Origin of the sequence: Erwinia tasmaniensis Et1/99 (assembly GCF_000026185.1) — a bacterium.
Classification (GTDB): domain Bacteria; phylum Pseudomonadota; class Gammaproteobacteria; order Enterobacterales; family Enterobacteriaceae; genus Erwinia; species Erwinia tasmaniensis.
Window position 1 is genome coordinate 3,352,351 of sequence record NC_010694.1, and the last position, 25,977, is coordinate 3,378,327.

General features: G+C 53.2%; 20 protein-coding genes. All 20 read right to left on the bottom strand.

The genetic code is table 11. From position 1 onward, the window contains the following. Nucleotide 1: 1 nt before the first annotated feature. Entirely contained in the window at nucleotides 2–253 is a 252-nt protein-coding gene (locus ETA_RS16230; protein ID WP_012442703.1) for an acyl carrier protein, read from the bottom strand. A gap of 3 nt (nucleotides 254–256) precedes the next feature. Continuing rightward, on the bottom strand, nucleotides 257–1,042 hold the full coding sequence (locus ETA_RS16235; protein WP_012442704.1) for a hotdog family protein: 786 nt from the start codon (nucleotides 1,040–1,042) through the stop codon (nucleotides 257–259). Continuing rightward, the gene (locus ETA_RS16240) at nucleotides 1,039–2,295 is read right to left on the bottom strand and encodes a beta-ketoacyl-[acyl-carrier-protein] synthase family protein (RefSeq protein ID WP_012442705.1); all 1,257 of its coding nucleotides are present in this window, start codon (nucleotides 2,293–2,295) and stop codon (nucleotides 1,039–1,041) included. Before ETA_RS16240 ends, ETA_RS16235 begins: the two co-directional genes overlap by 4 nt. After that, the gene (locus ETA_RS16245) at nucleotides 2,279–3,670 is read right to left on the bottom strand and encodes a TolC family protein (protein WP_012442706.1); all 1,392 of its coding nucleotides are present in this window, start codon (nucleotides 3,668–3,670) and stop codon (nucleotides 2,279–2,281) included. Before ETA_RS16245 ends, ETA_RS16240 begins: the two co-directional genes overlap by 17 nt. After that, on the bottom strand, nucleotides 3,667–5,598 hold the full coding sequence (locus tag ETA_RS16250; RefSeq protein WP_012442707.1) for an ABC transporter permease: 1,932 nt from the start codon (nucleotides 5,596–5,598) through the stop codon (nucleotides 3,667–3,669). The genes ETA_RS16245 and ETA_RS16250 overlap by 4 nt, the downstream gene beginning before the upstream one ends. After that, a complete protein-coding gene (locus ETA_RS16255; RefSeq protein ID WP_012442708.1) occupies nucleotides 5,598–6,752 on the bottom strand; it encodes an efflux RND transporter periplasmic adaptor subunit in 1,155 nt (384 codons plus the stop codon). The genes ETA_RS16250 and ETA_RS16255 overlap by 1 nt, the downstream gene beginning before the upstream one ends. Beyond that, complete coding sequence (locus ETA_RS16260) at nucleotides 6,749–8,857, bottom strand: peptidase domain-containing ABC transporter (RefSeq protein WP_012442709.1); 2,109 nt, start codon at nucleotides 8,855–8,857, stop codon at nucleotides 6,749–6,751. Before ETA_RS16260 ends, ETA_RS16255 begins: the two co-directional genes overlap by 4 nt. Nucleotides 8,858–8,865: 8 nt before the next feature. After that, nucleotides 8,866–9,816 carry a lysophospholipid acyltransferase family protein gene (locus ETA_RS16265; protein WP_012442710.1) on the bottom strand — a complete coding sequence of 317 codons (951 nt, stop codon included), beginning with the start codon at nucleotides 9,814–9,816 and terminating at the stop codon, nucleotides 8,866–8,868. A 5-nt stretch (nucleotides 9,817–9,821) separates the two neighbouring features. After that, nucleotides 9,822–10,487, bottom strand: a complete 666-nt coding sequence (locus ETA_RS16270) for a DsbA family protein (RefSeq protein ID WP_042959167.1) — start codon at nucleotides 10,485–10,487, stop codon at nucleotides 9,822–9,824. A 76-nt stretch (nucleotides 10,488–10,563) separates the two neighbouring features. Continuing rightward, entirely contained in the window at nucleotides 10,564–10,758 is a 195-nt protein-coding gene (locus tag ETA_RS16275; protein ID WP_042959168.1) for a DUF4762 family protein, read from the bottom strand. A 97-nt stretch (nucleotides 10,759–10,855) separates the two neighbouring features. Then, nucleotides 10,856–11,515 (bottom strand): transcriptional regulator, encoded by a 660-nt coding sequence (locus ETA_RS16280; protein ID WP_042959169.1) that lies wholly within the window; start codon nucleotides 11,513–11,515, stop codon nucleotides 10,856–10,858. Nucleotides 11,516–11,538: 23 nt separating this feature from the next. Beyond that, nucleotides 11,539–12,087, bottom strand: a complete 549-nt coding sequence (locus ETA_RS16285; protein ID WP_012442714.1) for a fimbrial protein — start codon at nucleotides 12,085–12,087, stop codon at nucleotides 11,539–11,541. A 9-nt stretch (nucleotides 12,088–12,096) separates the two neighbouring features. Beyond that, nucleotides 12,097–13,137: a fimbrial protein gene (locus ETA_RS16290; protein WP_012442715.1), complete on the bottom strand. Its 1,041-nt coding sequence runs from the start codon at nucleotides 13,135–13,137 to the stop codon at nucleotides 12,097–12,099. A 15-nt stretch (nucleotides 13,138–13,152) separates the two neighbouring features. Beyond that, nucleotides 13,153–13,899 (bottom strand): fimbrial biogenesis chaperone, encoded by a 747-nt coding sequence (locus ETA_RS16295; RefSeq protein ID WP_012442716.1) that lies wholly within the window; start codon nucleotides 13,897–13,899, stop codon nucleotides 13,153–13,155. Nucleotides 13,900–13,930: 31 nt separating this feature from the next. Next, nucleotides 13,931–16,405: a fimbria/pilus outer membrane usher protein gene (locus ETA_RS16300; protein ID WP_012442717.1), complete on the bottom strand. Its 2,475-nt coding sequence runs from the start codon at nucleotides 16,403–16,405 to the stop codon at nucleotides 13,931–13,933. Between the two features lie 284 nt (nucleotides 16,406–16,689). Continuing rightward, nucleotides 16,690–17,220 (bottom strand): fimbrial protein, encoded by a 531-nt coding sequence (locus ETA_RS16305; protein WP_012442718.1) that lies wholly within the window; start codon nucleotides 17,218–17,220, stop codon nucleotides 16,690–16,692. 839 nt (nucleotides 17,221–18,059) lie between these two features. Continuing rightward, on the bottom strand, nucleotides 18,060–23,024 hold the full coding sequence (locus ETA_RS16310) for an RHS repeat domain-containing protein (protein ID WP_012442720.1): 4,965 nt from the start codon (nucleotides 23,022–23,024) through the stop codon (nucleotides 18,060–18,062). A gap of 64 nt (nucleotides 23,025–23,088) precedes the next feature. After that, nucleotides 23,089–24,195: a hypothetical protein gene (locus tag ETA_RS16315; RefSeq protein WP_042959170.1), complete on the bottom strand. Its 1,107-nt coding sequence runs from the start codon at nucleotides 24,193–24,195 to the stop codon at nucleotides 23,089–23,091. Between the two features lie 108 nt (nucleotides 24,196–24,303). Then, the gene (locus ETA_RS16320; protein WP_012442722.1) at nucleotides 24,304–24,759 is read right to left on the bottom strand and encodes a hypothetical protein; all 456 of its coding nucleotides are present in this window, start codon (nucleotides 24,757–24,759) and stop codon (nucleotides 24,304–24,306) included. A gap of 2 nt (nucleotides 24,760–24,761) precedes the next feature. Next, entirely contained in the window at nucleotides 24,762–25,967 is a 1,206-nt protein-coding gene (locus ETA_RS16325) for a TULIP family P47-like protein (RefSeq protein ID WP_012442723.1), read from the bottom strand. Nucleotides 25,968–25,977 lie beyond the last annotated feature (10 nt).

Consider the following 25,977-nt stretch of genomic DNA (forward strand, 5'->3'; position numbering starts at 1 on the left):
ATCAACGCACCCTCTCATGGTCAATAAGTTGGCAGAGCTCACGCAGCGTCATAAACGGTCGATTGACAAACATCTCAGCCGTCAGGGTGACGTCATACTGCCGCTTCGCCAGCACCATCAGCTCGACATAGTCCAGACTGTCCAGTTCAAGTTCCGGCAGGGTGGTATCTGGCGTAATCGCGTCCGCCTCCAGGTCTTTTGCATCACAAATCATTTCGCTAATTTTGTCGTAAATAGGCACGATATTCTCCATGTGTTATTGCGCGGTGGTTGGGCCAATTTTAAGGGTCACCGCATTGCTGATAGCGTGGTTTTGATAGCGGGTTCGGCTGGCGATGCGTACGATCGCACCCTGCCGCAGATCGCCCACCACCAGCGCGGGCAGCGTTTCAACGATCAGCGATTCAGCGGGAGCGTGCGGGCTCCAGTTTGCCAGCAGGCCGCGGTCAAAAACGACCTCCTGATGAGTCTGTACTACCGGAAAACGGACAAACAGCGTTTCCATGTTAATGCGCTGTGGCAGCAGGGCCGCAATGGCCTCCTGACGTAGCAGGGCATCATCCTGAATCAAATGACGAAACAGTAGCGCATCCAGGAAATGCCAGCGTTGTGCATCGGGGAGCAGCGGTGTAAATGCCTGTTGCAGCCGCATAAACGCAGTGCTGTCCAACGTGCTCTGACTGGCATTGGCTGATGTCGGAAACACAGTTTCCGGCATAATCTGGCAGGAAATGCAGGGTTGCCCGGCAGGCAGCTCGGCAACCGTTGCCGCAACGCGGCGGCCGGCATCACGCATCAGGCTATAGGTGGTATTACAGCGTAACGGCCGACGCAGTCGTACGGTGCATTTCAGCCACGGAGAAGGGGCCTCCGCTGGACTGATAAAACGCTTCACGTCCAGCAATGCGCGCATACCGTGGACGCTAAGTCCTTCTCCTCCCTGCGCCCTGACCCAACGCTCATCAAAATGTACCGGATTGTAGTCTCCGGAGAACGCGGCCCAGCGCCGGGCATCGCTTAGCTCGTAGTGCAGAGGGGTCATGAGTGCTTCTCCAGAACCAACGCCGCATTGGCACCGCCGAAACCGAAGCTCAGGTTGAGCGTACGCCTGACGTCGCTGGCACGGTGCCCTTCGACGATATAATCAAGATCGCACCGTTCGTCAGGCTGCTGGTAGTTTGCCGTGGCGGGCATCGTCCCATGACCGATCGCCTGCAGGCAGACAATACTTTCAAAGGCACCTGCCGCCGAGATCAGGTGACCAGAATACGACTTGGTGCTGGAGACGGGGATCGCGTACGCCGCCTCGCCCAGCGCCATTTTCAGCGACTGAGTTTCGTTAAGATCGTTAAGCGGCGTCGAGGTGCCATGAGCATTGATATAGTCCAGCTGCTGTGGCTCCAGGTCCGCCCGGCGCAAAGCCTGGGTGATGGTCTGAACGCGGGCCAGGCAATTATCCGCCGGCGAGGTAAAGTCCCAGGCATCAGAGAAGTTGGCGTATCCGGTGATTTCACCAAGAATGGTTGCCCCGCGCGCCAGCGCACCTTCCCGCTCTTCCAGGCAGAGCACCGCCGCGCCTTCAGAGAGCACAAATCCGCTGCGATGCGCGCTGAACGGGCAGCTGGCTCGCTGCGGATCCGATGTCTCCTTGCTCAGCGCGCCCAGCACGTCAATGTTCCATACCGCACAGTGGCTGGTCAGCGATTCGCCGGCACCTGCCAACATCATTTGTGCTCTGCCGCTGCGGATCACTTCATAAGCATCGCCGATCACCATCGTACCGGTAGCGCAGGCGGCGATAACGGTATTCTGATAGCCATTCAACCCCCAGAACTGGCTACAGGCGGCAGTGGTTACGCTGGGCATCGCGAAGAAACAGTTAAATGGCGAAGTCACTCCGGTGGCGGCAAATTCGGCCTGCGCACCGTAGCTTTCATCAAGCCCTGCCCAGCCGGTTCCCATGATCGCGCCACAGTTTAGCGAGTGATAAAACACCTGCGGCGGCGTATCGCCAAAGGCCATCGTCATCGCCTGCCGCGCGGCACCCAGCGTCAAGCGCGCAAAGCGCGGCAGGCGACGGCGGATAACGGCAGGTATCCCTTTCTGGCTCGGCTCGTCATCGATTAGCCCGAGAAAATGGGTGTTTATATTGAGCGCCTTTTTATCAACGTAGCGGTAACCGAGCCGGTTATCCATGATCGCCTGCCAGCTTTCGGCAGCCGTTGCGCCCAGCGGCGTCACGGCACCGTACCCGGTCACGACAACGCGTTTAAGTTCGTTATTCAGCTTCTTCATTGGTTATCCTGTATTGCGTTTCGCCTCCCCCTTGCGCCAGCCAGAGCTGCAGCGTGGCATAGAGGTAGTCGTATTGCGTTTGTGCAAGGCTGTTCTCCAGCGTCATCAGGTCATCCTGCGCATCGAGTAGAGAGGTAAAGTCGGTTGCCCCGGCCCGGTAACGGCTGTCGGTGAGCGCTAAGCGGCGCTGGCTGAGCTTCAGGGATTGCTGTAGTCGGCTGCGTTGTTCCGTTGCACTCAGACGTTTTTCCATGGCGTTATCCACTTCGGCAAGGGCGGTATAGGCGGTCGAGCGAAAGGCCAGCGCGGCCTGCTTAACCCGTAAATCTGCCTGCCTGATGGTCAGCTGCGTGACGTTCCACTGAATGAACGGTAGCGCCAGCGAGCCTCCTACAACACGAATGGGATTGCTGAACCACTGGCTGAAAATCTGGCTGCCCGCATTGAGCGACGCGTCCAGCGAAAGTGAGGGATAGAAGTTCAGGCGTGCCGCGTCGTAGCCCGCCAGCGAGGCGCGCAGACGCGACTCCGCCGCCTGAATATCGGGGCGTTGGGCAATGACATGCAGCGGTGTTTTTTGCACGATCGGCACAGCCTGGTTCGCATCGAGAACGGTGGCCTCATCGGCATGCTGCTCCGCCGGACGGTTGAGTAACAGCGCCAGCGCGTTGCGCGCGTTTTCACGCTGTTGCTGAAACGTTCGCAGCTGGTTCTGGCGATCGAGCAGCTTTTGCTGCGATTGCAGGAGATCAAGCCGACCGACCTTGCCCGCATTAAACCAGGATTGCACCAGCCGCACGGTTTGCTCTGAAAGAGCAAGGCCACGCTGCTGGTTGGCAATTTTCTGGTTAAACAGGGCGATGCTCCAGTAAAGCTGCGCGGTGGTGCCGATGTTCGAGAGCACCGTAGCCTTGTAGTCTTCGGCACTTGCCACCGCCTCCCATTCACTTTGCTCACGGGTTCGCGCCAGTTTCCCCCATAAATCCAGCTCGTAGCCGACGGTGATATCGCTGCTGTAGCGTTCCTCAGGCGCGGAGCCGTGACGCAGATTTTTGCTGTTGCTGGCAGCCCCTCGCGCCGATATCTCCGGCGTCAAATTCGTCGCCGTTAAACCGGCGGCCAGGCGCGCCTGTTGGAGCGTCATCGCCGCCGCCGCCAGGTCGTTATTACTCGTCAACACCTGCGAAATCACCCGTGAGAGTCGGGGATCGCCAAACTTCTCCCACCAGTTTGCGTACTGCTGGCCGGTATCCCCAGAGGTTTCGGGTTGCCACTGAACGGGTAATGAAAGAAGCGGACGCTGATATTCACTGCGAGTCAGGTGACCACAGCCAGCCAGCAGTAATAGAGCGGGAAGAAAAACGGATATTTTCATTCGCGTGCCAGTGCCTCCGTCGGATTGAGGCGGGCTGCGCTGCGCGCCGGAAAATAGCCAAACGTCAGTCCGATTAACGCGGAAAAGCCGCACGCCAGCAACAGCGGTAAGGGGGTAAACACCATCGAAAACGCATTGCTTATCAGGGAGAAAACGGAGCCAAAAATCCACGATCCCAGTATGCCGATCACGCCACCGCACGTGCAGATAGTGACCGCTTCGATCAGAAACTGATTCATGATATCCGACGGCCGGGCGCCGACAGAGAGGCGTATCCCAATCTCATGCGTGCGTTCCGTCACCGAGACCAGCATGATGTTCATCACCCCGACGCCCCCCACCAGCAGCGAAATCGCCGCCATCGCCGTGATCAGCAGTGACATAGAGTCAGAGGTTTTCTGTAGAGCATTTGCCAGCCTGTCGTCAGTCTGGGTAAAGAAATCCTGCTTGCCGTGCTCGCGTATCAGATGGCGTACGGCTTTACGCGTTGCCTCTGCGGGGGTTAGCGCCGCCGAAAAGCGCAAGGTGATCGCTTCCAGCGGTTTTTCCCCGGTGATCCGCTGCTGTAACGAGGTATAGGGCATCCACGCGGCCATAAAGCCTGCCACCACTTTCGGTCCGGGTTTCGAAGCAACGCCAATCACGCGCCACGGAGCGCCGGCAATCTGCACAATTTTTCCCAGCGGGTCTTCACCGCCGGGGAAAAGCGTGTCGCGCCCGGTCTCGTCGAGGATCAGAACCGGCTCTCCGTCATCGACGTCGCGCGCGGTAAATCCATTACCCTGCACGAAGCGCAGCCCCTGTAAGGCAAAATAATCCTGCGACACGCCGGAGATCATCATTGAGGAATCCCCCCCTTTTCGTACTGCAAGGCTCATGCTGCTGACCACGGGAGAAACGCCAGACACCCACGGCAGCTTCTGCAAGCTGCTGACATCATCCATCGACAGCGCCCGCTCCATGTCAGGACGCTGACTGTTCCACCCGGTTCCCGGTCGAATTTCCAGCGTGGTGTTCCCGAGCTTGCCGATCTCGCTCATGATCGCCTGACGCGCCCCTTCACCCACGGCCATTGACGAGACCACGGAAGAGATGCCGATGATAATCCCCAGCATGGAAAGAAAGGCGCGCATGCGGTGGCCGAGCAGCGATCGCCAGGCCATACGCACGGACTGGTGAACGCTGCGCCCCGGCGAGGCTCGACCATTATCCTGTTCGGGCAGCGTAAGCTGACTGCGCAGCGCGCGATGACGGACATCACTTATTATCCTGCCGTCGCTGATTTCCACCGTGCGCTGGGCCTGGCGGGCAATATGGCGATCGTGCGTCACGATAATCACCGTATGACCCGCAGCGTGAAGCTGGTGCAACACGTCCATCAACGCCTGCCCGCTGACGCTGTCCAGCGCGCCGGTAGGCTCATCGGCCAGGATAATATGCGCGCCGTTGATTAACGCTCTGCAAATACTAACGCGCTGCTGCTGACCGCCTGAGAGTTGCGCCGGACGATGATGGAGACGGCTTTCCAGACCCAGCTTACGCGCCAGCATTTGTGTACGTCTGTTGCGCTCCTTTTCCGGCATTGCGGTATACAGTGCAGGAATAGCGATATTTTCTTCCGCCGTCAGATATGGCATCAGATGATAGCGTTGAAAAATAAACCCGAGATGACGGCTGCGCAGCTCGGCCAGATGCTGACTGTCGGCCTCATGTACCGGCGTACCGTTAATAAACACCTCACCAGAGGTCGGTTTATCCAGACAGCCTATAATGTTCATCAACGTGGATTTGCCGGAGCCGGATGCGCCAACGATGGCAACCATCTCGCCTGCCGCGATCGTCAGTGAAATATCGGTCAGTACCGGCACGGTTTCCATTCCGGCGTTAAACTCCCGGTACAGGTGGCGTAGGCTGATAATCGGTTCCATTATTTATCTGCGCCCCCGTCCTGCGCCACCACCACCGTATCACCGGCCTGCACCCCCTCAATAACCTGCGCGTACCGGCGGTTGTTTATGCCGATGCGGATGGTGCGAGACTGCAATTTTCCGCCTTTAAAAAGGGTCACAAGGTAGCGATCTTTATCCAGCGACTGTCCGAGGGCAGCAACCGGGATGCGCAGTACGTCTTTCGCTTCGGCAATACGAATAAAAACCTGTGCCGTCATCGACGTTTTCAGCTCACGAGAGGCGTTGGGAACGGAAAATGTACCGGAGTAATAGACCGCGCTCGCCTGTTGATTAGCGCCGTTTGCTCTGCCATCCCGCTCCTCAAGCGCCTCCTGCGGCGCGGTTTGCACAAACCCCATGTGGCTGTTGTAACCTTTATCAGGGTTGGCGATAACGTAAAAGTGCAGCGGTTGGCCGGGGTGAATTTTCTGGATATCGGCTTCGGAAATACGCGTTTGCACCAGCATATTATCCAGATCGGCGAGCACCAGAATGGTCGGTGCCGTTTGAGAAGACACAATGGTTTGCCCTTCACGGGTGACAATGCCCAGCACTTCCCCATCGATCGGTGCGACGATCCGCGTATAGCCAAGATTTGCATTAGCGGTTTTTACCGCCATTTCGGCCTGCACGATCTGCGCCTGGCTCACCTCAATTTGCTGTATCTGCGCATCGTACTGCGCCTTGGCCTGTTCAAAATCGCTGCGCACGCCGGAACCATCGCGCATCATCATGCTTTGCCGCTGATACTCCTGGCGATAGCGCAGTAGGGTTGTCCGGGCGGAGAGCTTCTGTGCTTTGGCGCTGGCCAGCTGCGCCTGGGCATTATTCAGTTCTGACTCCTGGATTGTCGGGTCGATTTCTGCCAGAAGCTGCCCTTTTTTCACCCTGTCGCCCTGACGGACATAGAGCTTACGCAGCTGGCCATTCACCTGCGCGCCCACGTTGACCTGCATCGCCGGTTTCAGCATTCCCGTAACCAGTACCTCTTTTTCAATATTGCCGGTGTCAATGGTCTCAAGCTGCAAACTGTCATGGGGTGCAGAGGAGAGCAGGACGGTGACTCCTGCGACGGCCAGGGCCACTATCGCCACGCCGCAGACTGCCAGCATCCAACGAGATTTACGCCTCATGTGCAGGCTCCTGTGCGGGTGAGTTTGCCGTCAACCAGCTGATAAACCTGCTGGAACTGCGAGAGAACCGCGTCGCTATGAGTGACGACGATCAGCGATTTTCCATATTTTTGACAATGTGAACGGATAGCGTCCATCACGATAACGGTGGTTTCGTCGTCCAGGTTCGCGGTAGGCTCGTCCAGCAGTAAAACCGGTCGTGAGCTGTACATCGCCCGCGCCAGCAGCAAACGCTGACGCTGACCAAGAGACAATGCGGCGTTGTTTTCACGCACCAGCGCATCAATACCGCCGGGTAATCCCTTCACCACGTCGCCGAGGGCGAGCGATTCCAACAGTGCCTCAATCAGGCTACGGTCGCGGTCGCGGTAACCGGCATCAAACAGGGTGATGTTCTCGCGCACCGAGGCGTTGAACAAAATATCTTCCTGACTTTGCAGGCAGACAAACTGTGCCAGATGCTGGCGGGGTAACGGCGTGTTCCCGGCATAGCACGTGCCTGCCTGTGGAGAAAATAGCCCGGCCATCAGGCGCAGTAAGGTGCTCTTGCCTGAACCGGATTCGCCGACAATGGCAATCTGCTCACCGGCGGTCAGGGTGAGAGAAATGGAATCCAGAATGGTTTTCTCCGGGTCGTAGCCATAGTCAATGCCTTCAAAATGAAGATCGGGAACGCTGTCGATCGGCTGTTGACCCGGCAGCAGCGGTTCACCGGCATTGTCCCGTTGAGGGAACAGGCTGTGCGCTCGCGTATCAATGATATGCAGCTGCGATTTCTGGATAATAGAGAAAAAGATCCTCGTGACGTACGAGGTAAATATCTGGCGCAAAAAGCTGTAGGCGAAAAAGTCACCCAGTGAGATAAGTTTACCGTGCACCATCGGCAGCACCATCAGCATAAACACCACCATCTCCAGGCTTCCCGTCAGCTGATAAAGCCCCTCTTTTACCTGCTGGTAAATTTTCTGACGCTGGAGGCTGGAGAACAGGTCGCGACTGAACCAGGCAAACTGCGCCTGACGCTGGCTTTCCATCCCGGCGGTTTTCACCGTCAGAATGCCCTGTAGCGTTTCCATGAAAAAGTCGTTGAGAGCGGCACTCTTCAGCTGTAGCTGCTGGGTATACCAACGATCGCGTATCACCGCCCACACGCTGATCAGCCCCATTATCGTCACCCCGGCCACGGAAATGGCCGCCAGCACCGGCGCAATCCAGAACATGATGGCGAGGGCGATAGCGCAGATGACCCAGTCGCAGCGCAGCCCGTTATCCAGCTCAATTTTTTGCAACAGGCCGCTCTGCCAGGCCGTGAAACGACTGAATATCTCCCCCGGCGCACGTTTCTCAAAGAAACGCAGGGGGTTACTAAGCAGGCGAGAGAACCCCAGCCCGCTGTTGATTAACACAAAACGCTTTATAAACCGTTCGCTGATGACCCTGACGCCCAGCGCCATCAGGGTGGAGGCAATAAACGCGACGATAAACCAACCATAGGGGAAAGCGCCGTTATCCTCGTTGGAAAAAGCCTGATTAATGGTGTTGCTGACCATCGTGGGCATCAGAAACAGGGTGAGCGCAACGAGAAACGTTAGCAGCATCAGCCGGTAGATACCGGGCACGGCGGCGGTTTCCTTGAGGCTCATGGCTTGCCGCGCGCTTTTGTGTTCTGCCACCTGGGATAATTCAGGGTCAGGCGAGAGATCCTGTTCGGGTTCGACAATCAGCGCATAACCGCTGATCTCCTGCTTGAGCGCCGCAAAAGGCAGCCATTGCTCTCCTACCGCCGGGTTCATTACGCAGGCGTGATTACCCTTGCGCCAGGCCAGCAAAACATAGTGGCTGGCTCCGTAATGCAAAATGGCGGGTAGCGGCAGATCGCTCAGCTCCTGATGTTCAAACATCACTGGCGTGGTAGCGATCCCCAGCCGGGTCAGGATATTCATCAGCGTGTTGAGGGAAGTGCCGTGATCGGAAGCCGGAAAAACCTCGCGCAGGGTTTCGAGCGATACGCTGTGTCCCTGAGTGTGTGCCAGCATCGCCGCGCAGGCCAGACCGCATTCGTTGGTCTCTTCCTGGAAGATTAGATGGGGGATCGTTGTTTTCATTATCAGGTTCAGTGATTGATAAAATAGAGGGAGTGGCTGTGCCAGAGCAGCCACTCCTGCGGGTGTTGCCGTAAAGTCTGTTCAATGATGCAGGGCAGGGCGTTCGCAACGGTTTTCGCGGCAACCGGGGGATAAATATGGATTTTCAGACCACGGTCATAATAGAGGTGATAAAACACCACCGGTGCGGAGATAACCCCGGAAAGGCGTACTACGCCGTTGTGTAGTTTCGCGGCGCGGCCAAACAGGCGGCAGGGAAGTTTAGCCGCCGGCGCACCCTGCGCATGCACGGTGTAGTCTGGCGAGATATCGGGAAAAATAATCATGTTTTGCTGGCCAGCGGCCACATCGGCGATCAGCGACATCAGGTTACTGGCCAGCGCTTTATTTTCCTGATGAATCGAACAGTAAGAGAGCGAGATCCCGCCCATTGCGCGGGCGCGTTGGTTATAGATCTCTGCGCTTGAGGAGACCACCACGCTGGCTTTTCCCGGAGTGACGCTGGCTGCTACCATCGCGGCGAGAACATCTGACACGGCATGCAGAGGAGCAAGGATAACCGGCGTCTTCTCACGATGCAGCGGCGCTACCACCGCATCCAGTTCTGTGGCACAGGCCTGGATTTGACGCAGTAAGCCCCTGTTTTGCCCCCAGGTTGCGGCTTCCTCCAGCAGGCGGCGGCGCACCGCTATCCATGCCGCATTAATCCGTCCAGACTGGCCCGTCAGGCAACGAAAATTCTCAGTCGCCACCGCATTTTGCAAACGGAAAGCACGCCCGGTGATGCGCATTGCGCAGAGCAGGCGCGCAACGGCGAGCACCCCCGGAATATGCCCGTAGCGCAGCACCTTGCGCAAAACGCCGATCGCCGCACGCGAAACATAGCGGCGCAGCGCGTAGAGCGTTCCGATAGCATTTTTAAAACTGAAGACGCTCCAGACAATAAAAAACCTGATCACGGGGATTAGTTATCCTTTTTGAGCAGCTTCTGCATACGCTGGGCAAACTCAGGGAAATCACGATCCTGAGCGACAACATAGCGCTTATTAATAATAAACATCGGCGTAGCGTTAATCGCGTAATGACGCGTTATGTCAGCCATATCATCAATACGCTGTTTAACAGCATCGCTTTGGCGCACGGACTGATATTTTTCCACGTCGATATCATTCTTTTTCAGCCATGACACCAGTGCATTTTCATTATTAAGATCGATATTACGTGCAATAATGGCGTTGTAGGCGCTGTCGCGATATTGCTCCTCAACCCCCATTTCCGTGAGCGTGGCAAATATCGGCGCGTAGGCAGCAAGACCGCTGCCGCCGCCGGCAATATGGATCGTTTTAAATACGCTGCCCGCAGGGAGTGAGCGAGAAAACTTGGCGAGATCTTCTTCATTAGCAGCGCAGTAATGGCAGCCGTAGGACATGACTTCGATAATGCTGTGATCTTCTTTTATCGGGCTACTGACAACCTGTTCTCTACTCACCTCACGCAATGACTGGGTTTGGCTATTGTCACCCGCAAAGGTATTAAAGACAAAAAGGTGATAGTACAGCACCGTTATCAGTGAAGACGTAACGACCAGAAATAGCGAATAGCCGACAATAGCAATCGGTTTGAACTTCATAGACATAATTTTCTCATCTCTGCAGAAAGAAATGCCCGGAGGGCATATTTCATCCGGGCATTAGTTAATTAACGACTTAGTTTAAAATGCCGCCGCAGTTGCTTGCGTTTACATCTTTCATGCTGGTCGTCGTACCGTGTTTGTCTGTGCAGGTGGTGATCATTTTACACGCGGTTACGCCGCCTGAGGTCACGTTCTGATATTTGATTTCACAGGTCTTACAGGTCCCACCAACAACGGTTGCAGCTTCGACAGCAGTCATTTTTTTCATTTCAGTTCTCCATACGTTGAGTAAAACCACGTGCAATAGCACGCGGCGAAATATCGGCAAATCATTTCACCGATAATTTTTTAAATATATTGTTAAGTTAAGGAATGATTTCTTTAACGACTTCAAACAAGGCAATATTGTTTTTGATATTTAATCTTTTCATCAGCAGGCGCTTAACATAGCTCAAGCGGCGTATATTTACGCCCACTTCATCAGAAATTTCAGAAAGTGACTTACCTTTAAGCAGCTCTTCTATTAGCCACCACTCATGGGATGAAATCGTATAATTCACATCACCGCTTCGTAATTTATTTCGGGTGTCGTTAACCAGTGAAAAACTGAATCGACTCTCATTCCCTTTTTTTTCAAACAGCCCAAGAAAGAAGGATTTTATATGTTTAACCTCCTCGCTTTTGAGCAACCAATGAGCATCAGGTAGCAAAGTGTACAGCGTAGAAAAAAGAGGCATATTATGTTTACTTAATACGATAATCAGCTTTTTGTTCTCATGCTGATAAACGTCTTTTATTACGTTCAGCGCACGAAAACGCTCCTGCGGCAAGCTGTCAAGGTCGCAAAACACCCACATACGACAATCATCTTTCACTTTTTTCTTTAAATTTTCGAGAAAATAGCCATAGTCGTCCGTTGCGGAATAAAAAACGTCTTTTCCTTCTTCAAAGGAATTTAAAAGTGCTGTTTTTATCCCTTGCGAAAAATAGATATTTTTATCGAAAAGTAAACACTGATACATCATGCCTCACATCCCTGTTGATGACGTTACTGATAATTCAGCAAATAGTACGCCGTTGCGCTAAAAGGCCCGGCGGTTAGCGTTCCCTTAGATAAGGCATCGGGTTCTGCTTCGACAAATGCCTGTAGGTCAAGCTGCATGACGCTGTCGCCGATCGTGACCGGCGTCGTCGGCACCCCCAGACTGACGGGCGTATTGTCGGCCTCCAGCAGACCAATTCCCACCCCACTGGCATTTCCCCCTGCCGTGGCCTTGATAGCCAGATGATTTGCCAGATTCGGATTTTCATCCCCGCTAAACGTCACGCTCACGGTGTTTAGCAGCCCTGGGTTACAGTCCTGTAGCCTGATGGAAAACGGAACCGGTATGCTTTTCCCATTGATATAGAGGGATTTCGTGGAAATCTCGCCAAAGTTTACCGGTACGCGTTCAGACTCCGGGGCAACGCTACAGGGATACGCCACAACCTCACCTTCAAACCTCAGATCGCCGCCGATTAATACCGCTTTCGCCATGGCCGGAGCAGAAGACAACACTGCGAACAGGAGTGCGGCGGCGATGATGATGGAATTCATCCTTCCTCCTTACTGGAATTCAGCCACTATTGTGGCCGACGCGCTGAAGGCACCTTCCGGGATCGCGGAGGTAGGGGTTTTAGCAAGAGGAGCCGCCACAAGATCCCAGCTCCCTTCGTTATTCGTAAAGCCCGGCACGTTGTAAAGGGTGTTTGGCACAACGGGATTCCCCATCGCATCCTTCAGCGAGATCGCCAGTTCAGAGCGATCGCCTGGCCCGCTGGTGCTCAGGTATTTCCCGTCGCTGAACGCCGGATTATCCTGATGTATTTTTAGTTTGATGTTTAATGCCCCCTGCGAAAAACTCCCCCCTTCACATTTGACACGAATCGGTACGTTTTGACTGTAGCGAGTGCCGTCGAGTTTGCTTCCGCTACCGGGGATAGAGCCGAAATCCACAACGACCGGCCTGCCCTCGTTGATCCTGCATTTGTCCGGAACGGTGATAACGCCAGAAGCAATGGAGATAAGTGAGAGCGGAGTACTGCCGATCGGCCCCGACCCTAGCCGACCAAAAAGCTGGGCAATTTCAGTACCGGTTAAATCCACCCCATTGATAATTGGCTTGGTGATCATAAAAGTCACCCGCCCTTTTGCACCAGAGGCAAACTCATTTTCCAGTTGCGAGCTGGGTGGCGTGCACTGGTTCTGATTTCTTCCGTTAGAGACGTTGTCGAACGGGACTGTCCTGTACTGTTGCAGATTACCGCCGATAAAAATCTCAATTTTGACATCCATAAATTCGTTGAGATAAAGATAGCCAGGACTTGACCCCGGTTTGGTTAACGCAGCCTGCGATGTAAAGTAGACCGGCTGGTTGGTCAGGGGATGGGAGCAATAAGCCCGCCCAGGAAATGAACCCGCCAGATCAAATACGTTAGAAATGGTCGCACCAGCCTGGTTAGAGGTGATGTCCGTGTTATCCACTTTGATCGTGTATTGATGAGTTCCGCCGACCGGAACAATTTCACCCTCTACCTCAGCCGATACAAGGCTGGGAAGCATCAGGCCAAACGCCATAAGTGCAATGTAGGAAAATGGGTTGCGCATTGTCTGGTTCCCTGATTATTGATTCTGCTGTGCAGGCGACAACGCTTTACAGGTATTGCCCTCGCAGCGGTATTTCAGCTGGGGATGACCGCCGTAATCGTTCACATACATCATGGAAAACTCGCGAACGTCCGCTTCAGTAATGTCAAACTGCTGGCTGGATTTGGGCGCGATCATCAGACCAGGGAAACGGGTCATCTTTTTCCCCTCCTTTCCCGATAGCTCAATAATGGTGATGTAATACGGCGTTGGGTTCTGCGCCGTCATCTGACCACCACTTTTGTTAAATATCACCTGGTCCTGCCAAATCGCGCTTTTGCTTTTCGGGATCACCGCAGCTGGCCGATAAAACAGCTTGATGCGCGACTGCATCGCCAGCTGTAGCGTGTTCGGTTTATCCGGTTTCGGCGGTATCTCGCGCACGTTGAGATAGAAGAGGCTCTCTCTGTCCTTTGGCAGCTTTTCGATGCCCGCCGTTTTCGACACGCGGGCAATCCCCTTCTGCCCGCCGTTAATACGCTGCAATGGCGGCAAAACGATCAGCGGTGCAGTGATTTTGTTCCCTTTTTCATCCTCTACCCACGACTGCGCAAGAAAAGGAATATCCGCACTGGAATTAGACAGATTGGCGCTTGATGACGCCTCTGTTTCGGTGATCACCACCCGCGTACGGTCCAGTGAAATTCCGGCCTGGACGCCGCTGCTGAATACGCTTAGGGCGGCGGCCGCAATCCAGAATCCTTTGTGTTTTTTGTCGCTCATTTTTTCCCTTAATTACAGATTTTCAGTGTACTCAGCGGCACGGCAGCAACGTGTCCGGGCGTTGTTCGCTGGAGCCTGGCGGTAGCGTCACCTGGCACCGCTGCTTGCCACCCCAGGTGACGTTCAGGGTTTCGTCCGGATTGACTCCGGCGAGCCATGCTTTTCCGTCTTCCAGTACCATTGCCACGCTAACGCCGTCCGCGTTATAAACTTCTGCGCCAAATGGCGGCACGCTGTTATCCGCAAGACGCAACGTTGCCATCATCTTCATGCCCTTCGCCATGCCGAAGATTTGGTAACCAATCGCCCCTTCGGTGAGCGTGGTGGTGCTGATGGCTTTTGACGGCTCGATATCGTTGTCCAGAGCGTCAACATCAACACGAGTATCGAAGCTGTTGTAGCTGACCACGTCCGGTACCACGGCGATGCCAAAGCGGTTGGTCCTCGACTTCATGCCGTTCAGCGGCACGCCGCCGATGCCGTTGGTATCCACCATCATGCGTGCCGTGCTCGTCGTTGCGCTGCTGTTATGCATCGCCGCACCATGCCGCGTGGCGGTAAAGCCGCCGCGCAGCGTAGTGCCAAGCGCCATATAGCGGTTTTGCTGATAGCTGGCGTTGGTATTGATCTCCGCCAGCTGTGAACGGCGCTGATAGTAACCATCAGCGCTGGCATTTCCGTGCTGGCTGGCACCGGCACGAATGCGCCACAGGTTGTTGTAGTCACTGTTATTGGTGTAAGACGCCATCGGGCTGCTTTTGCCGTTACTGGACTGGATATCCAGCCCCGCCCATTTGCTATCACCCATTGGCAGTGACAGAGAAAATGAGATCGAATCATCCGTACGCCCCAGGTAATCGGAACGGTATGCCGAGAGGCCGGCGCTAATACCGCTGATATCCCCCACGCGGAAGGTACGGCTAACGGACATGCCGTAGCGATCGCGGCTAAGCCTGTTCCAGTAGTTCTGGTGCGTATAGGTCAGAAAGACGCTGGTGGCCTTAGCCGCTTCGTCAGCCCAGAAGGTTTTGTTCGCCGTGATGGTATACATCTCTTTTTCGCGCCCCAGATGGCTGTCATTGCGATAGCGTCGTTCGAGGTACTGCGCCATGGAGCGAAAATCTTCCTGCGAGAAGCGGTAACCCGCGAAGGTGATTGAGCTGTTATATTCGTCGAACGTTTTCGCATAGCTCAGCTTGTAGGAGGTGCCGTGAAGCCGTTCACCGTCGGGCTGTCGGCTCAAAGATTCAGTGGCGTCGACAGAAATAGCCCCCAGCAAGCTTAAATCGCGCCCAATACCGATCGATGCAGCGGAGTATTCCTCGCCGGAGCTCTGTCCACCGCCATAAAGCGACCAGGCGTTGCTGACCCCCCAGGAAAAATCACCGGAGATAAACGATGGCCCCTGCAGCTTATGGTTATAGACCGAGGGGGTGCCGGCGGAAAAATTGTAACGCACGTAGCCCGGCCGAGTGAGATACGGAATATTGGCGGTGTTTACCTGGAAGGTAGAGGTTGAACCATCCTGCTCTTCTACGCGCACATCAAGCGTACCGCGCACCGAACTGCGCAGATCCTGAATATTGAACGGACCGGCAGGCACGGTGGTTTCATAAACCACGCGTCCGTTCTGGCTTACCGTGACTTTGGCATTACTGCGCGCAATACCGTGCACTTCCGGCGCATAGCCTTGCAGTGCGGGAGGCAGCATCCGTTCATCGCTGGCGAGGTTGATCCCGGTAAAGCGCAGCGTGTCGAAGACCTGCGAGTTGAGATAGATCTCTCCCAGGGTTAATTTGGCTGCCATCATCGGCAGCGGCCGGTAGGCGTAAATCTGGTTCCAGTCGAAACTTACCTGATGATTGTTACTGTAATAACTGGTCTGATATTCACCGCGCAGACGCCAGGAGCCAATATTGGCACCCGTCTGCCCATAGCCCGATACCGAGCTGTAGTTGCGGCTTCCGTCGAATTGTCGGGTTATCTGTCCATTCAGGCTATAGTCGAAAAGCAGCCCCGCGATACCGTTGTCCCAGCGCTCTGGCGGGGTCCAGTTGGCATCGTTATATTTCATCCACGCCTGCGGCACGTTGATTTCCAGCACGCCAGCGTAGTTCCTCAATTTAGCCCCGGGTAAACTTTGCAGGGAATAACAGTTTTCGTGGAGTTGCGTCACTTTCATCCGCGCCTCCTCTTTTAACGCCAATTTATCCACCAGCTCGCTACTGATACACGCTTGAGACATCTTTCCTTCAGATGTTTCTACGTAACGAATTCGCTCCTGGCCAATGGGCTGACCATTAACATGAATATCCAGCAGGTAATATCCGGGGGGAATATAATTATCGGTTGAAAAACGCGATAGATCGATATGGGTACGATCTGCCGCATCAAGCACGTCGGTATTAAAATCAATACGATCGTCTGCATACGCCGTTGCCGCGTAGCAGACACAGATTAGCTTTAGGGTAAGGCTTTTTATTTTTGTTTTTATTATTACCAACATGGCTTATCGTCCCTAATGCATTCATGGAAAACGTCCCGTATTCCGCCACCGTCTGGTTATATCTGTTCTTCGCGGTGTTCCATGAAAAAACAAGTCCTTTTAACTCGCCAGAGTTAATCTATTAATGAATCAGTCTTAGCGATTCCGTCAATTTCAGGCGTAAATATCACGACTTAATACTGGCCTGAAAGGGCTTGCAGATACGCATTTTGCCCCCACCCTGGTGCTGACCTGGTATTTAAGAAAGTGCGGGAAGACTTCCCACACTTTGGACTTATCGTGGATTACTGATAAGCAATCTGGAAATTAATTGTCGACTGGAATGCACCGGCTGTGACGGTTTTTTCCTTATTATCCGCTTTAAGATAAGCGACAAAGGGAATGGTTGTGGTGCCATTAACCAGACGAACGGCTGCGGTGCCCTGTCCCCATACCACGTCCTGGTTAGCGCTGTCACGCAGGCCGATACCCGCACCAGATGCCGATCCAGAGGTGAATGCAGCCAGAGTGTTATCTTTCGGATTCGGGCTGGTTGGGTTGTAAGAGACCACGGCGCTGGTAGCAACGGTGGTGTCGCAGTGCTGTAACTCAATGTTCTTCGTTGTGCTGCCAGCGCGGCCGCCCTGAGTCAAGGCTGAAACAGGGACCTGACCAAAATCAACGCTTACCGGGCTGGAGTTTGTTGACAGACCACATGCGGTATTGACCAGTTCACCCTGAAACTCAATCTGGCCATTTGTGGTGTCAGCCAAAACTGACGCAGATCCCAAAGCAGCAGTGAAAGCAGCAGCAATAACGACTTTATTCGTTTTCATCACAATATCCTGTTTGTACTTATATCCTTAGAATAAAGAGCCATAACTTCGCGAACAATAAACAATACGCCACAATGTTAAAACCCTTAATTTAATCCAGGCAGGAAATACTTTTATCATTAAACCCACAACCACCACGGTTTAATTAACCAGCCTCTACCTGAACGGATTAAATCCTATCAAACAAAGAAATTTTATTAAAGGGCTTCGCTTTATTTGTGTTAGATACGCAATAATTGTTTGCAGGCAGTAAATTCCTCGCCTTATATCTCGCGAGATAGTGAGATTAATCCTAAATACACAATCAATGACGAATTTTAAAAGGAGATATAACTTAAGGTAATCTGATGGGATAATTTGAGTATGGCACATAAATTCTGAATAGGACGATGTTTGCGGTGTGATAAATAAAATATTTTAACGAAAAGTGCGGTTTCATCCGGTGGAATATCTGATAACTAACAAAAAACAATGCGCCCGGTACACTGAAATCGACACGGTGCCACCCGTACAGGGATAACGGTCTACCGGGAGCTGGCACCTATATTGGGGAGCTGATTGATTCCGCGCCGGACAGGACGGAAGTGGCAAGACTTTCCGCACTACATGCAGACAAGGTCTGAGCTGTCCGTACGGAAATCTGTCATTTTTGCGGTCGATGCAGGATCTTTTGCCGGTGACATCATCGTTAATGGTTAGCGATACCGTTAGACGATCCTGCTTTCCCCATCTGGCATTTCAGAATAATGTACGGCGTCACAGTCAGTGCCGAACCGAAGGATCGGGCCTTCTTAAAGACCTGCAAGAGGCGACAGCGGCAACCGCGGTTTTCCTTTTCCTCACGGAAAAAATGTTTTCGGGATATTAGGCATTATCGCGAAGGGGTGTGGTCCAATGGTGATGAAATCGCGGTTTCGGTGCATAAACTCAGTCGCGGCAAACTCCCCCCCTCTCATATAGGCGTCATTAACCATCCTTACTGATGAAATGGGCACACCGGTAATATTCAGCGTTTCATGCATGGTCATAATGCCATGGAAACCTTCAACCGGCTTATTCGTTAACTGCGCTAAACGTTGCGCCACACTTATTCCCTCAGACGAAGGGTCAGCGCTATGACAAACCAGCATTCTGATTTCATAATAGTGATAGTCGATTACGCCATGCTCGTACAACAGGTGATAAAGCGCATCGGCATCTAGCCATATGTTACGATCGACAAGTATGCGTCCTGGAAGACCATGCGCCACGATATTTAGGCGGGGAAGGCCGCTATCCCATTCAATGGCCGTGTAGGTGGCATGAACGGGCACTGAAGGTGTATAGGGGTCAGAGTTGTAACCGCCAAAATCATGAATGCCTATCACCTTGGGTGACCTGATCCCCATCTCTTCGAACCGTGACAAATGCAGATTAGTTTTATTTTCCCTAAGGGCCGTCGCCATATGCGTCAGCCCAGCCACCACGCCGGCAATCCCCGTCGCCATTGATACCCAGCCCAGTACGGCCGATGCGCGCGGATGATTGTCTTGCGACGCACCGCTGGCGATGGCCGTCGCATCGGCTAGCAGGCCTAACCCTCCTGCGACCAGTGAGGTTGTCGATGCCGCGCCTAAAGCCGCCATCACGCTCCCCGCAGCCGCTATCGATGCCCCGGCAGTGAACGCTGAGAAGGCCAGCCCCAGCGCTCCCGTCACGATCCCCATTATCCCCTGCCAACTCATGTGTCCAGACGGGTCAGTGTTATTTAACGGATCTCCCGCGCAGTAGGCATAAGCATTCATGCCGCCCCCGCCAAACGGGCTAAGACTGTCCGGAGAATTAAACCGCATCAGCACAGGATTGTAAGTACGACAGCCATTACCCAAGTGGTAGCACCCGCTGACCGGGTCGACCCGCTCACCGTTGAAACCCGGCAGCAGGTCGGTCGCTTCTCCTGTACCGTAGGGTGACCAAAAGTGCTGTTTTCCTTCTTTCTGACCGCCGTCATGCGACCAGACCGGACTGCCGTGCCGATCGCCAGCCATCAACGTCACACTGCTGCCATCGCGTATTCCCAGGCAGCTGTGCCCATTCTTAATCAGACGGGATACCTCTCCCTGCTCTACCAAAGCCTCATTCACCAGCTCTGCACCACGGTAGTATAGCTGTCGCCCATCCTTGCCCCTGATGTTCTGGCTAATCATGCGGTTGAGCGCATCATAGCCATAGCTGCTTTCGCCATTGATGTCGGTCAATCTGCCAATCGCGTCATAGGAGAGCACGCGCCCTGCCTCATCCCGAATCAAGCGCCCACCGGCATCATACTCAAGCTGAATGACCCTGGGATAGCCAATACTGGAGTGTATTATTGCGGTCAACTGGGTGGGGTCGGCGATGTTTCCGTAATAATAGGTCGCAACATCAATGCTGCCGTAAATCAACGGGGTGGTGATCATCGTCAGGTTATTCAGCGCATCATATCGGTAGGCCTGTGCAGTAATCTGATGTCCATATGCATCCTGCGGCAGGCTGGTACCGCTCACCGTATAGCTGACAAGACGATTACGGGCATCGTACGCGAAGCGCTCCTCTCGTAACACGCCCTTATCCCGCAGAGTCGTCCGACTCGCCATCAGGCCGTTTGCCAGCCAGCTCTGCGTCACCTTCAGCTCGCCACCACTGCTGTCAGAAATGATGCGGGCAGTTTCCCAACCAAAATCGTTAAATGTCAGCCGGGTGATGAGCGTAGCCTGCGTGGCAATATTCGTGACCAACTGCCAGTTCAGTCGCCCCAGCGCGTCATACTCCAGGTCGACCGTCAGATCCACGTCTTTCATCGTGATTAATCGTCCAGTCGCATCCCGTACACAGGTGGTTTTTTTACCGGCTATATCCCTGTACGCCACCATTTTTCCTGCCAGCGTACGGGTATAGCCAGCTTCTCGCGAAAGGCTCCACTGGGTGAAGCGTTCAGCCTTCAGGCTACCGGAAGGGTTCAGAGAATACTCTATCCTGGTATCCCCTTCCTCTGCCGTGATCGGGTGGCCCGTCGCCGGGTCATAGCCGAACACCTGCGCCACTCCGTCAACCGTCATACTGCTCAGCACGTTACCCAACTCGGGGACGTGCGTACACTTCACGATTTTCCCTGACGGCAGGGTAACTGAAGAGGGATGCGGTGCGGCGGCTTCGTAGGCGTATAAGGTGGCCCGCCCACCGCTTGAACGCTGAGTGACTCTGGCGAAACCGTCAAACTCCTGCGTTCCGAGCAGCCAGGTGCGCGGATTGCCGTCAGAGTCTTTGCCTGTCACGCTAAGGGTGGTGACCTGATTGCCCGTCAGGTGAGCGGCATAGGTTCGTGTTACCGTAGTGCTGTCCGGTAGGATGTGTGTCAGCACGCGTCCGAAGGCGTCGTAACTTAGGGCAGTTTTATGATTAAGTTCATCCGTGTCCAGCCGCAGGCGCCCAAGCCCATCCCACTCATGGGATCGTTCACTCTGCGCCTGACCGACGGCATTTTTGCGGACCTCCGAGAGCGGCAGGCGGCTACGTTCTTCCAGTACGGTGGTAAATGACCCCGAGTTGAGATCTTCACCGTCCGCGCTACCGTGCAGTGATAACGTTTGCGTGAGCAGCATGGGGTCGTTGGCCTGCACAAGCTTCGTGCCGTCCGTAAAACCTTGCTCACCGATCCAGCCCCAGCCATCATATGAAACGAAGGTGCCGAGGCGCTGCGGTACTGATGAATCGGTCAACCAGTCGTTGCAGGAGCCAGCAACCATCTCCCCCAGCGGCCCCCATGTCCGTGACGAGATCTCAAACCACTTCTGCGAGGCATCTCTATCAAGACGTCGGCAGCTTGATTCCCGGCCGGCACCGTCAAAAAAGGTTTTTGTCTGATTACCTGCCGCATCCATTTCGAGGGTGACCGGGCCTTTGTCCCCGATGGAATATGACCATGTCGTTTTCCTTTCGTGTAGCATCCCCGGCATCACGCTGTGGGTTAACACCCGACCAACCTTATCGTAAGTGCGGACTGCCGTGACGCCTTGTGCATCCGTTTCAGACAGAAGATGTCCGAGGCTGGGGTGGCGCAATGTAGTGTGATAGGCCGTCAGGCCATCATGCGAGGTAAAAGACTCTGACTGACGCAGCCCCTGCGGCGTGGATCGATAGGTGAAAGACTGCCGGCGGGTGTAGGTTTCGCTGGCCTCCAGACAGGGTGTCAGGGTGATAATCCGCGCCTTTTCACGACCAAACGTCAGGTCGTCAGTCACATCACGGTAGTAGTCACGGCTGATAAATAGGCGTGCGCTGCCCACGGTTCGCGTTATTGTATCGTCCACAACGGCATAGCCTTTGCCGTTGATGACATCCTGCTGCTTCCAGGTATTGACCATTCGTGAGAGGGGTTCATCTCCCTTAATGCGAAGCGGGGTAAGCGTTTTACTTTTCAGATAACGGGTAAAACCATGCGGATCGGCCGGGCAGGCCTCACCCTCACCTTCTGCCGGGTAATAGACATACTCGGTGACGCTGCCGTTTGGTTCATCCTGTCGCAGCGGATTACCCGCTTCATCAAATTGCCAGCGGGTCATAAGCGTACGCGAAGTTGCGCCGCTGCCATCATCCCAGGATGCGGTCTGCTGCGCGGGCAGAGCATACTGGGCGGGCTGTTCGTCGAAAGTCGCACCCGGAACGGCATGGTATTGCGTGGCGTGAAGGAACGTTTTTCCGTCGCGAAACGTGCTTTCTGACACCTGAAGATGATAGCTGTTGTAGCTGCGCGTCACCGTGCTCAGCACGGTGCTGCCATCCATCCCCATCACCTTTTCCGTGGAGCCATACCGGTAGTCGTTGAGCAATATCATCAGCATTTCGTCAGTATCCGGCTGCCACTGATTCTGCCCTGCCTCTCTGCCAAGATAGTTATGCTCCGTCCAGTCCCACAGCGTGACCGTCCGTGGCTGCCCGCCGCCCGGAAATATTTTATGTACGTGTACGCAGGGCAGCGCGTGACGGCCTGCAATATCAGGGAAAGCCATTGCTCTGTCAGGATAATAGGTCACCTGCTCCCTCAGCCCTGTCGGCGAGGTCACGCTGGTGATCGCCCGATAATCATTTCCAGGACCGATATCATCGTAATGAAATGTCCATATAAGCGGAACGGTATCGGCGCTGCTGGTTACGCGGGTCAGATACGCATTGGTAAATTTGAATACGGTCTGATAGCCCGATTCGGCATGGTCTGGAAGCACCTTGAACGCTAGCGTGGCAAGCCTCTCATCGGCATGGGATATGGCGCACAGCACCGTGCCATCATCATCCGTTATCTGCTCCAGCCGGGGCGGGGAGTGCGATGAGCGCCACACCAGGCTAAGGCTTCGCCCATCAGGCGCCGTGATACGGGTTGGAAGAAACATTACGCCGAATGGGGAGAGGCTTTCGATAAGTCCGGATTTGTAAATGACCCGGTAGCTTTCGTTATCGGTATTTTCAAAAATAAAGTTTTTAAGTTTTTTTTGTTTAACGGTCTTTCCGCTGCTGCTGATGCAGTACTCCTCGCCAGTGGAAAGCACCAGCTTACGGGTCGCGATATTATAGCGTGTCAGGTTGAGGGAAAAACCCTGGCCAAATCCCTCGTTATCCGATGATAACGGCGAGTATTGCAGCGATAGCGACAGTGCCGGGCCGGCCAGCTTGCCAGAGTGCAGGTTCACCAACGATAAATTAAAATTAAAAAGGCCGGTGCGCGGATCGACACCTCCCTGTACGGCACTGATAAAGTTACTCGCCTGGGAATAAAAAGAAGGTGATTTCATAATTTAGCTCCGTTAGCGAATAGGATCGACATCCATCGGATGCGGTAAGTCATAACGGTAAGCACTATTTTTTATCAATTTCAATCTCATGACTGTCGGGGTTATAGCGAATAGCGAAACTTGCGTAATTACCGTACAGGTCGTAAAGATCAAACCAGGGGTTGAGGTTATATTGGTGCAGTTCAGTATCGTTAACGTGCAGCGCCATATCTTTAGGTAATATCCACTCAGCGGAAGCAGAAAAAGACAAATGAGTCCAGCAAAGTGTATTAGGACGATCGTTATATTTATAATCGAGGAAAAGATCGTAAACTGCGGTAGACTGTTGCGCAGACAACGTTTCAGGCCAGCTGGCCCTGCCATAAAAACCGTTGTTACCTTCCCCCTCCGGGAGATCCGATGAATTAGCAATCAGCATATGCTGATCGTTATTGAAAACCCAGTATTGGGCAATCTTTGCAGGGTAATTCATATCTTTCTGACCATCTGCACCGTAGTTATAGACGGCGTAGTGACATATTTTATTCTTTATGGAGAAATAGAGATTGTCATAATGCGCATCAAAACTTTTTGACCAGGTGGCGTTGTCGCCGCTGTAATGCATAACGGCCTGGGTTTTACCCTGATTAGTCACTCTGTCCTGTATTATATCCCCTTTTGAATAGCTAACGGGCTGAAAGGCACGTACCGCAACGGAGCTTCTCTCAACCACATTGGAATTATCTGCAGTGCTAAAATGTTTTCCTCCATCGGTGTCAATACTGGCGGCAATGCGCATGGTGCTTATCTCGTCCGTGTAAACATACAGTGTAATCAGAGTATCGCCGGGCTGCCTGTGACAGGGTTCAGCGGAATACTCTCTGGCAATCACTTCCAGACTGTAATCATTCTCGGTCGCGCTAAAACACCATCCGGAAGTTCCCTGCCGGGTGAGTGGGGTATCAGACTCGGCATGGCGGAGGTTCAACAGGTGGATCCATATATTCTTCGAGAACTGCAGTACTGACTCAGTATGATCCGCATTTTCTTTTGAAGCCTTAACAATAATCTCTAAAGGCAACTGGTTACGACCGTTGGCATAAATAGCAGGAGCAATATTACCGGATACGGCCCGTATAGTCAGATCAACGCTGGTGATATCTTCCGGTGAATCATATAATATGCTGTTCATCTGACGTTCCTTTTTATTAAGCACCGGGCATAAATCGGGTGTTGAAATTTAGTGCAGAATGGATAAATCGTCAGGCGTTAATGTTGCCCGAAGGAAGAACATGTTAAATTATAACGTGTCTCTGGAAAGAAAAAAGCAGGACGAATTACCTGACAGATAACAGGTGGAAGCAATAATCTCACTATCTATTTTAAATTTCACGCTGACGCTGGAGTTTCCCTTAAACTCTCGAACGGCTAACGTGATAACATTTGAATTAAACATGTAATCGACTTTACTGACGGTAAAATGATCGCTATTTTGGTTATTCTCCAGCAACCCCAACGTATACTCCTCATCGCCTATATAATTTGAAATAATAAGATATTTTTTTAACACGGCTTCTTCTATTTCCTTTCGACTCACTTCGACTTCCGTACCATTTTGGTCGACCGCCCTGAAAATAATATAAAATTTCTTAATTTTTTCGGCACTCCCTCTCCCACCGAATTCATCGATAACACTTAGCTGACGCACATATTTTACCGTTTCAATAAAGCTCATATCATCTCCCGGATAGTCCATCATTAATTGCGCATAAAGAAGTTCCTTGCCAGACCACACTCCGTATAATTTGAGGCCGTATTAAACTTTATCGGACAAATATCAAGACTTATCCCACCGTTACCGAACTTAGAGAGAAGGTGTTCCATCTGGCTACGGATCCCCTGGATCAGGGCGTCGACTACCCAACCACCAAAAATCCAGAAAATCTGGGCTAACGTATCATGACCCTGACAGCTAAAGACCGGCCGCGTAACGCTAACAAAATCCACTCTGTATCTGCCGGCAACGAAAGACAGCTGGGGAATATAGGCGGCAGACAGGTTGAAACTGACGTAACTGCTGTTAAATACGACATCACAGCGGCCCCGGAGGTTATAAATATGGATCCTGCGATCGACCACCTCCAGTGCGAAATGATTAAAGTAAGGCGTGTAGCCATTTATTTTATTTAATGAGATATCACCGTTGTTTCTAATCACATCATGATTTGCAAGAAAAAACTGACCGGCGGCTGCCCCCTTAAACACCTCAGGTAATACCGGAAGCACAACATTTTTCATAAATACCTGCCGGGATATCATAAATCCGATACTCCCCCGTTCACCGATCAGCGATGAGTCATAGACCCTCTGAAGTTCATTCGATGGAGGAGGATAAGCATTGCTGTCTAATAGTCCTAAAATGGCCAGACAGCCCAGCTTACCGTTTAATTTTTCATTGTAGGCATATTGAAAAAGCTGCATCTTCATCCACGCAACGTCGCTTTTTTCCGGAATGACCAGGATATTCGCAAAGATAGCGGCTATTTCTTCATGCCGGGCGGCGAGCATCTTCACCATCAATCGGCAAAACAGCACGGGAATAATGGCCTCTGCGCCGGAGAAAAGGTTATTCATGTCGCTATCCTGCACAACAATACGACCTTCTCCGCCGATCAACGCCAACTCGATCTGGAGTTTAGGGCAAAGGCCATCAACAGCAACATCGATGTTTTTGCCAAGTATGGAGCCCTTCATCTTGCCCGCGATCAGTGGCACAATGAGATTAAGCCGCTGTGCATCACCTCCGGCCACTATTTCCCAACCGGAAAATTCGCCAGAAATATGATTACCCGCCCCATCAGACCAGCTAAAATGGCTAAGCGCATTGCATACCGCCGACGGAAGTTTTTTATTTATCTCCCGGCATGACATTGCGCAGACCACATCCCAGTGATACATATCCATGCCGCGATCC

Bases quoted from the DNA above. Each gene is read 5' to 3' on its own strand.
- ETA_RS16325 (WP_012442723.1), bottom strand. From the start codon at position 25,967: ATGGATATGTATCACTGGGATGTGGTCTGCGCAATGTCATGCCGGGAG.
- ETA_RS16295 (WP_012442716.1), bottom strand. From the start codon at position 13,899: ATGAGCGACAAAAAACACAAAGGATTCTGGATTGCGGCCGCCGCCCTA.
- ETA_RS16255 (WP_012442708.1), bottom strand. From the start codon at position 6,752: ATGAGGCGTAAATCTCGTTGGATGCTGGCAGTCTGCGGCGTGGCGATA.
- ETA_RS16270 (WP_042959167.1), bottom strand. From the start codon at position 10,487: ATGAAGTTCAAACCGATTGCTATTGTCGGCTATTCGCTATTTCTGGTC.
- ETA_RS16250 (WP_012442707.1), bottom strand. From the start codon at position 5,598: ATGGAACCGATTATCAGCCTACGCCACCTGTACCGGGAGTTTAACGCC.
- ETA_RS16235 (WP_012442704.1), bottom strand. From the start codon at position 1,042: ATGACCCCTCTGCACTACGAGCTAAGCGATGCCCGGCGCTGGGCCGCG.
- ETA_RS16240 (WP_012442705.1), bottom strand. From the start codon at position 2,295: ATGAAGAAGCTGAATAACGAACTTAAACGCGTTGTCGTGACCGGGTAC.
- ETA_RS16300 (WP_012442717.1), bottom strand. From the start codon at position 16,405: ATGTTGGTAATAATAAAAACAAAAATAAAAAGCCTTACCCTAAAGCTA.
- ETA_RS16305 (WP_012442718.1), bottom strand. From the start codon at position 17,220: ATGAAAACGAATAAAGTCGTTATTGCTGCTGCTTTCACTGCTGCTTTG.
- ETA_RS16260 (WP_012442709.1), bottom strand. From the start codon at position 8,857: ATGAAAACAACGATCCCCCATCTAATCTTCCAGGAAGAGACCAACGAA.
- ETA_RS16315 (WP_042959170.1), bottom strand. From the start codon at position 24,195: ATGAACAGCATATTATATGATTCACCGGAAGATATCACCAGCGTTGAT.
- ETA_RS16310 (WP_012442720.1), bottom strand. From the start codon at position 23,024: ATGAAATCACCTTCTTTTTATTCCCAGGCGAGTAACTTTATCAGTGCC.
- ETA_RS16320 (WP_012442722.1), bottom strand. From the start codon at position 24,759: ATGGACTATCCGGGAGATGATATGAGCTTTATTGAAACGGTAAAATAT.
- ETA_RS16290 (WP_012442715.1), bottom strand. From the start codon at position 13,137: ATGCGCAACCCATTTTCCTACATTGCACTTATGGCGTTTGGCCTGATG.
- ETA_RS16245 (WP_012442706.1), bottom strand. From the start codon at position 3,670: ATGAAAATATCCGTTTTTCTTCCCGCTCTATTACTGCTGGCTGGCTGT.
- ETA_RS16275 (WP_042959168.1), bottom strand. From the start codon at position 10,758: ATGAAAAAAATGACTGCTGTCGAAGCTGCAACCGTTGTTGGTGGGACC.
- ETA_RS16230 (WP_012442703.1), bottom strand. From the start codon at position 253: ATGGAGAATATCGTGCCTATTTACGACAAAATTAGCGAAATGATTTGT.
- ETA_RS16280 (WP_042959169.1), bottom strand. From the start codon at position 11,515: ATGATGTATCAGTGTTTACTTTTCGATAAAAATATCTATTTTTCGCAA.
- ETA_RS16285 (WP_012442714.1), bottom strand. From the start codon at position 12,087: ATGAATTCCATCATCATCGCCGCCGCACTCCTGTTCGCAGTGTTGTCT.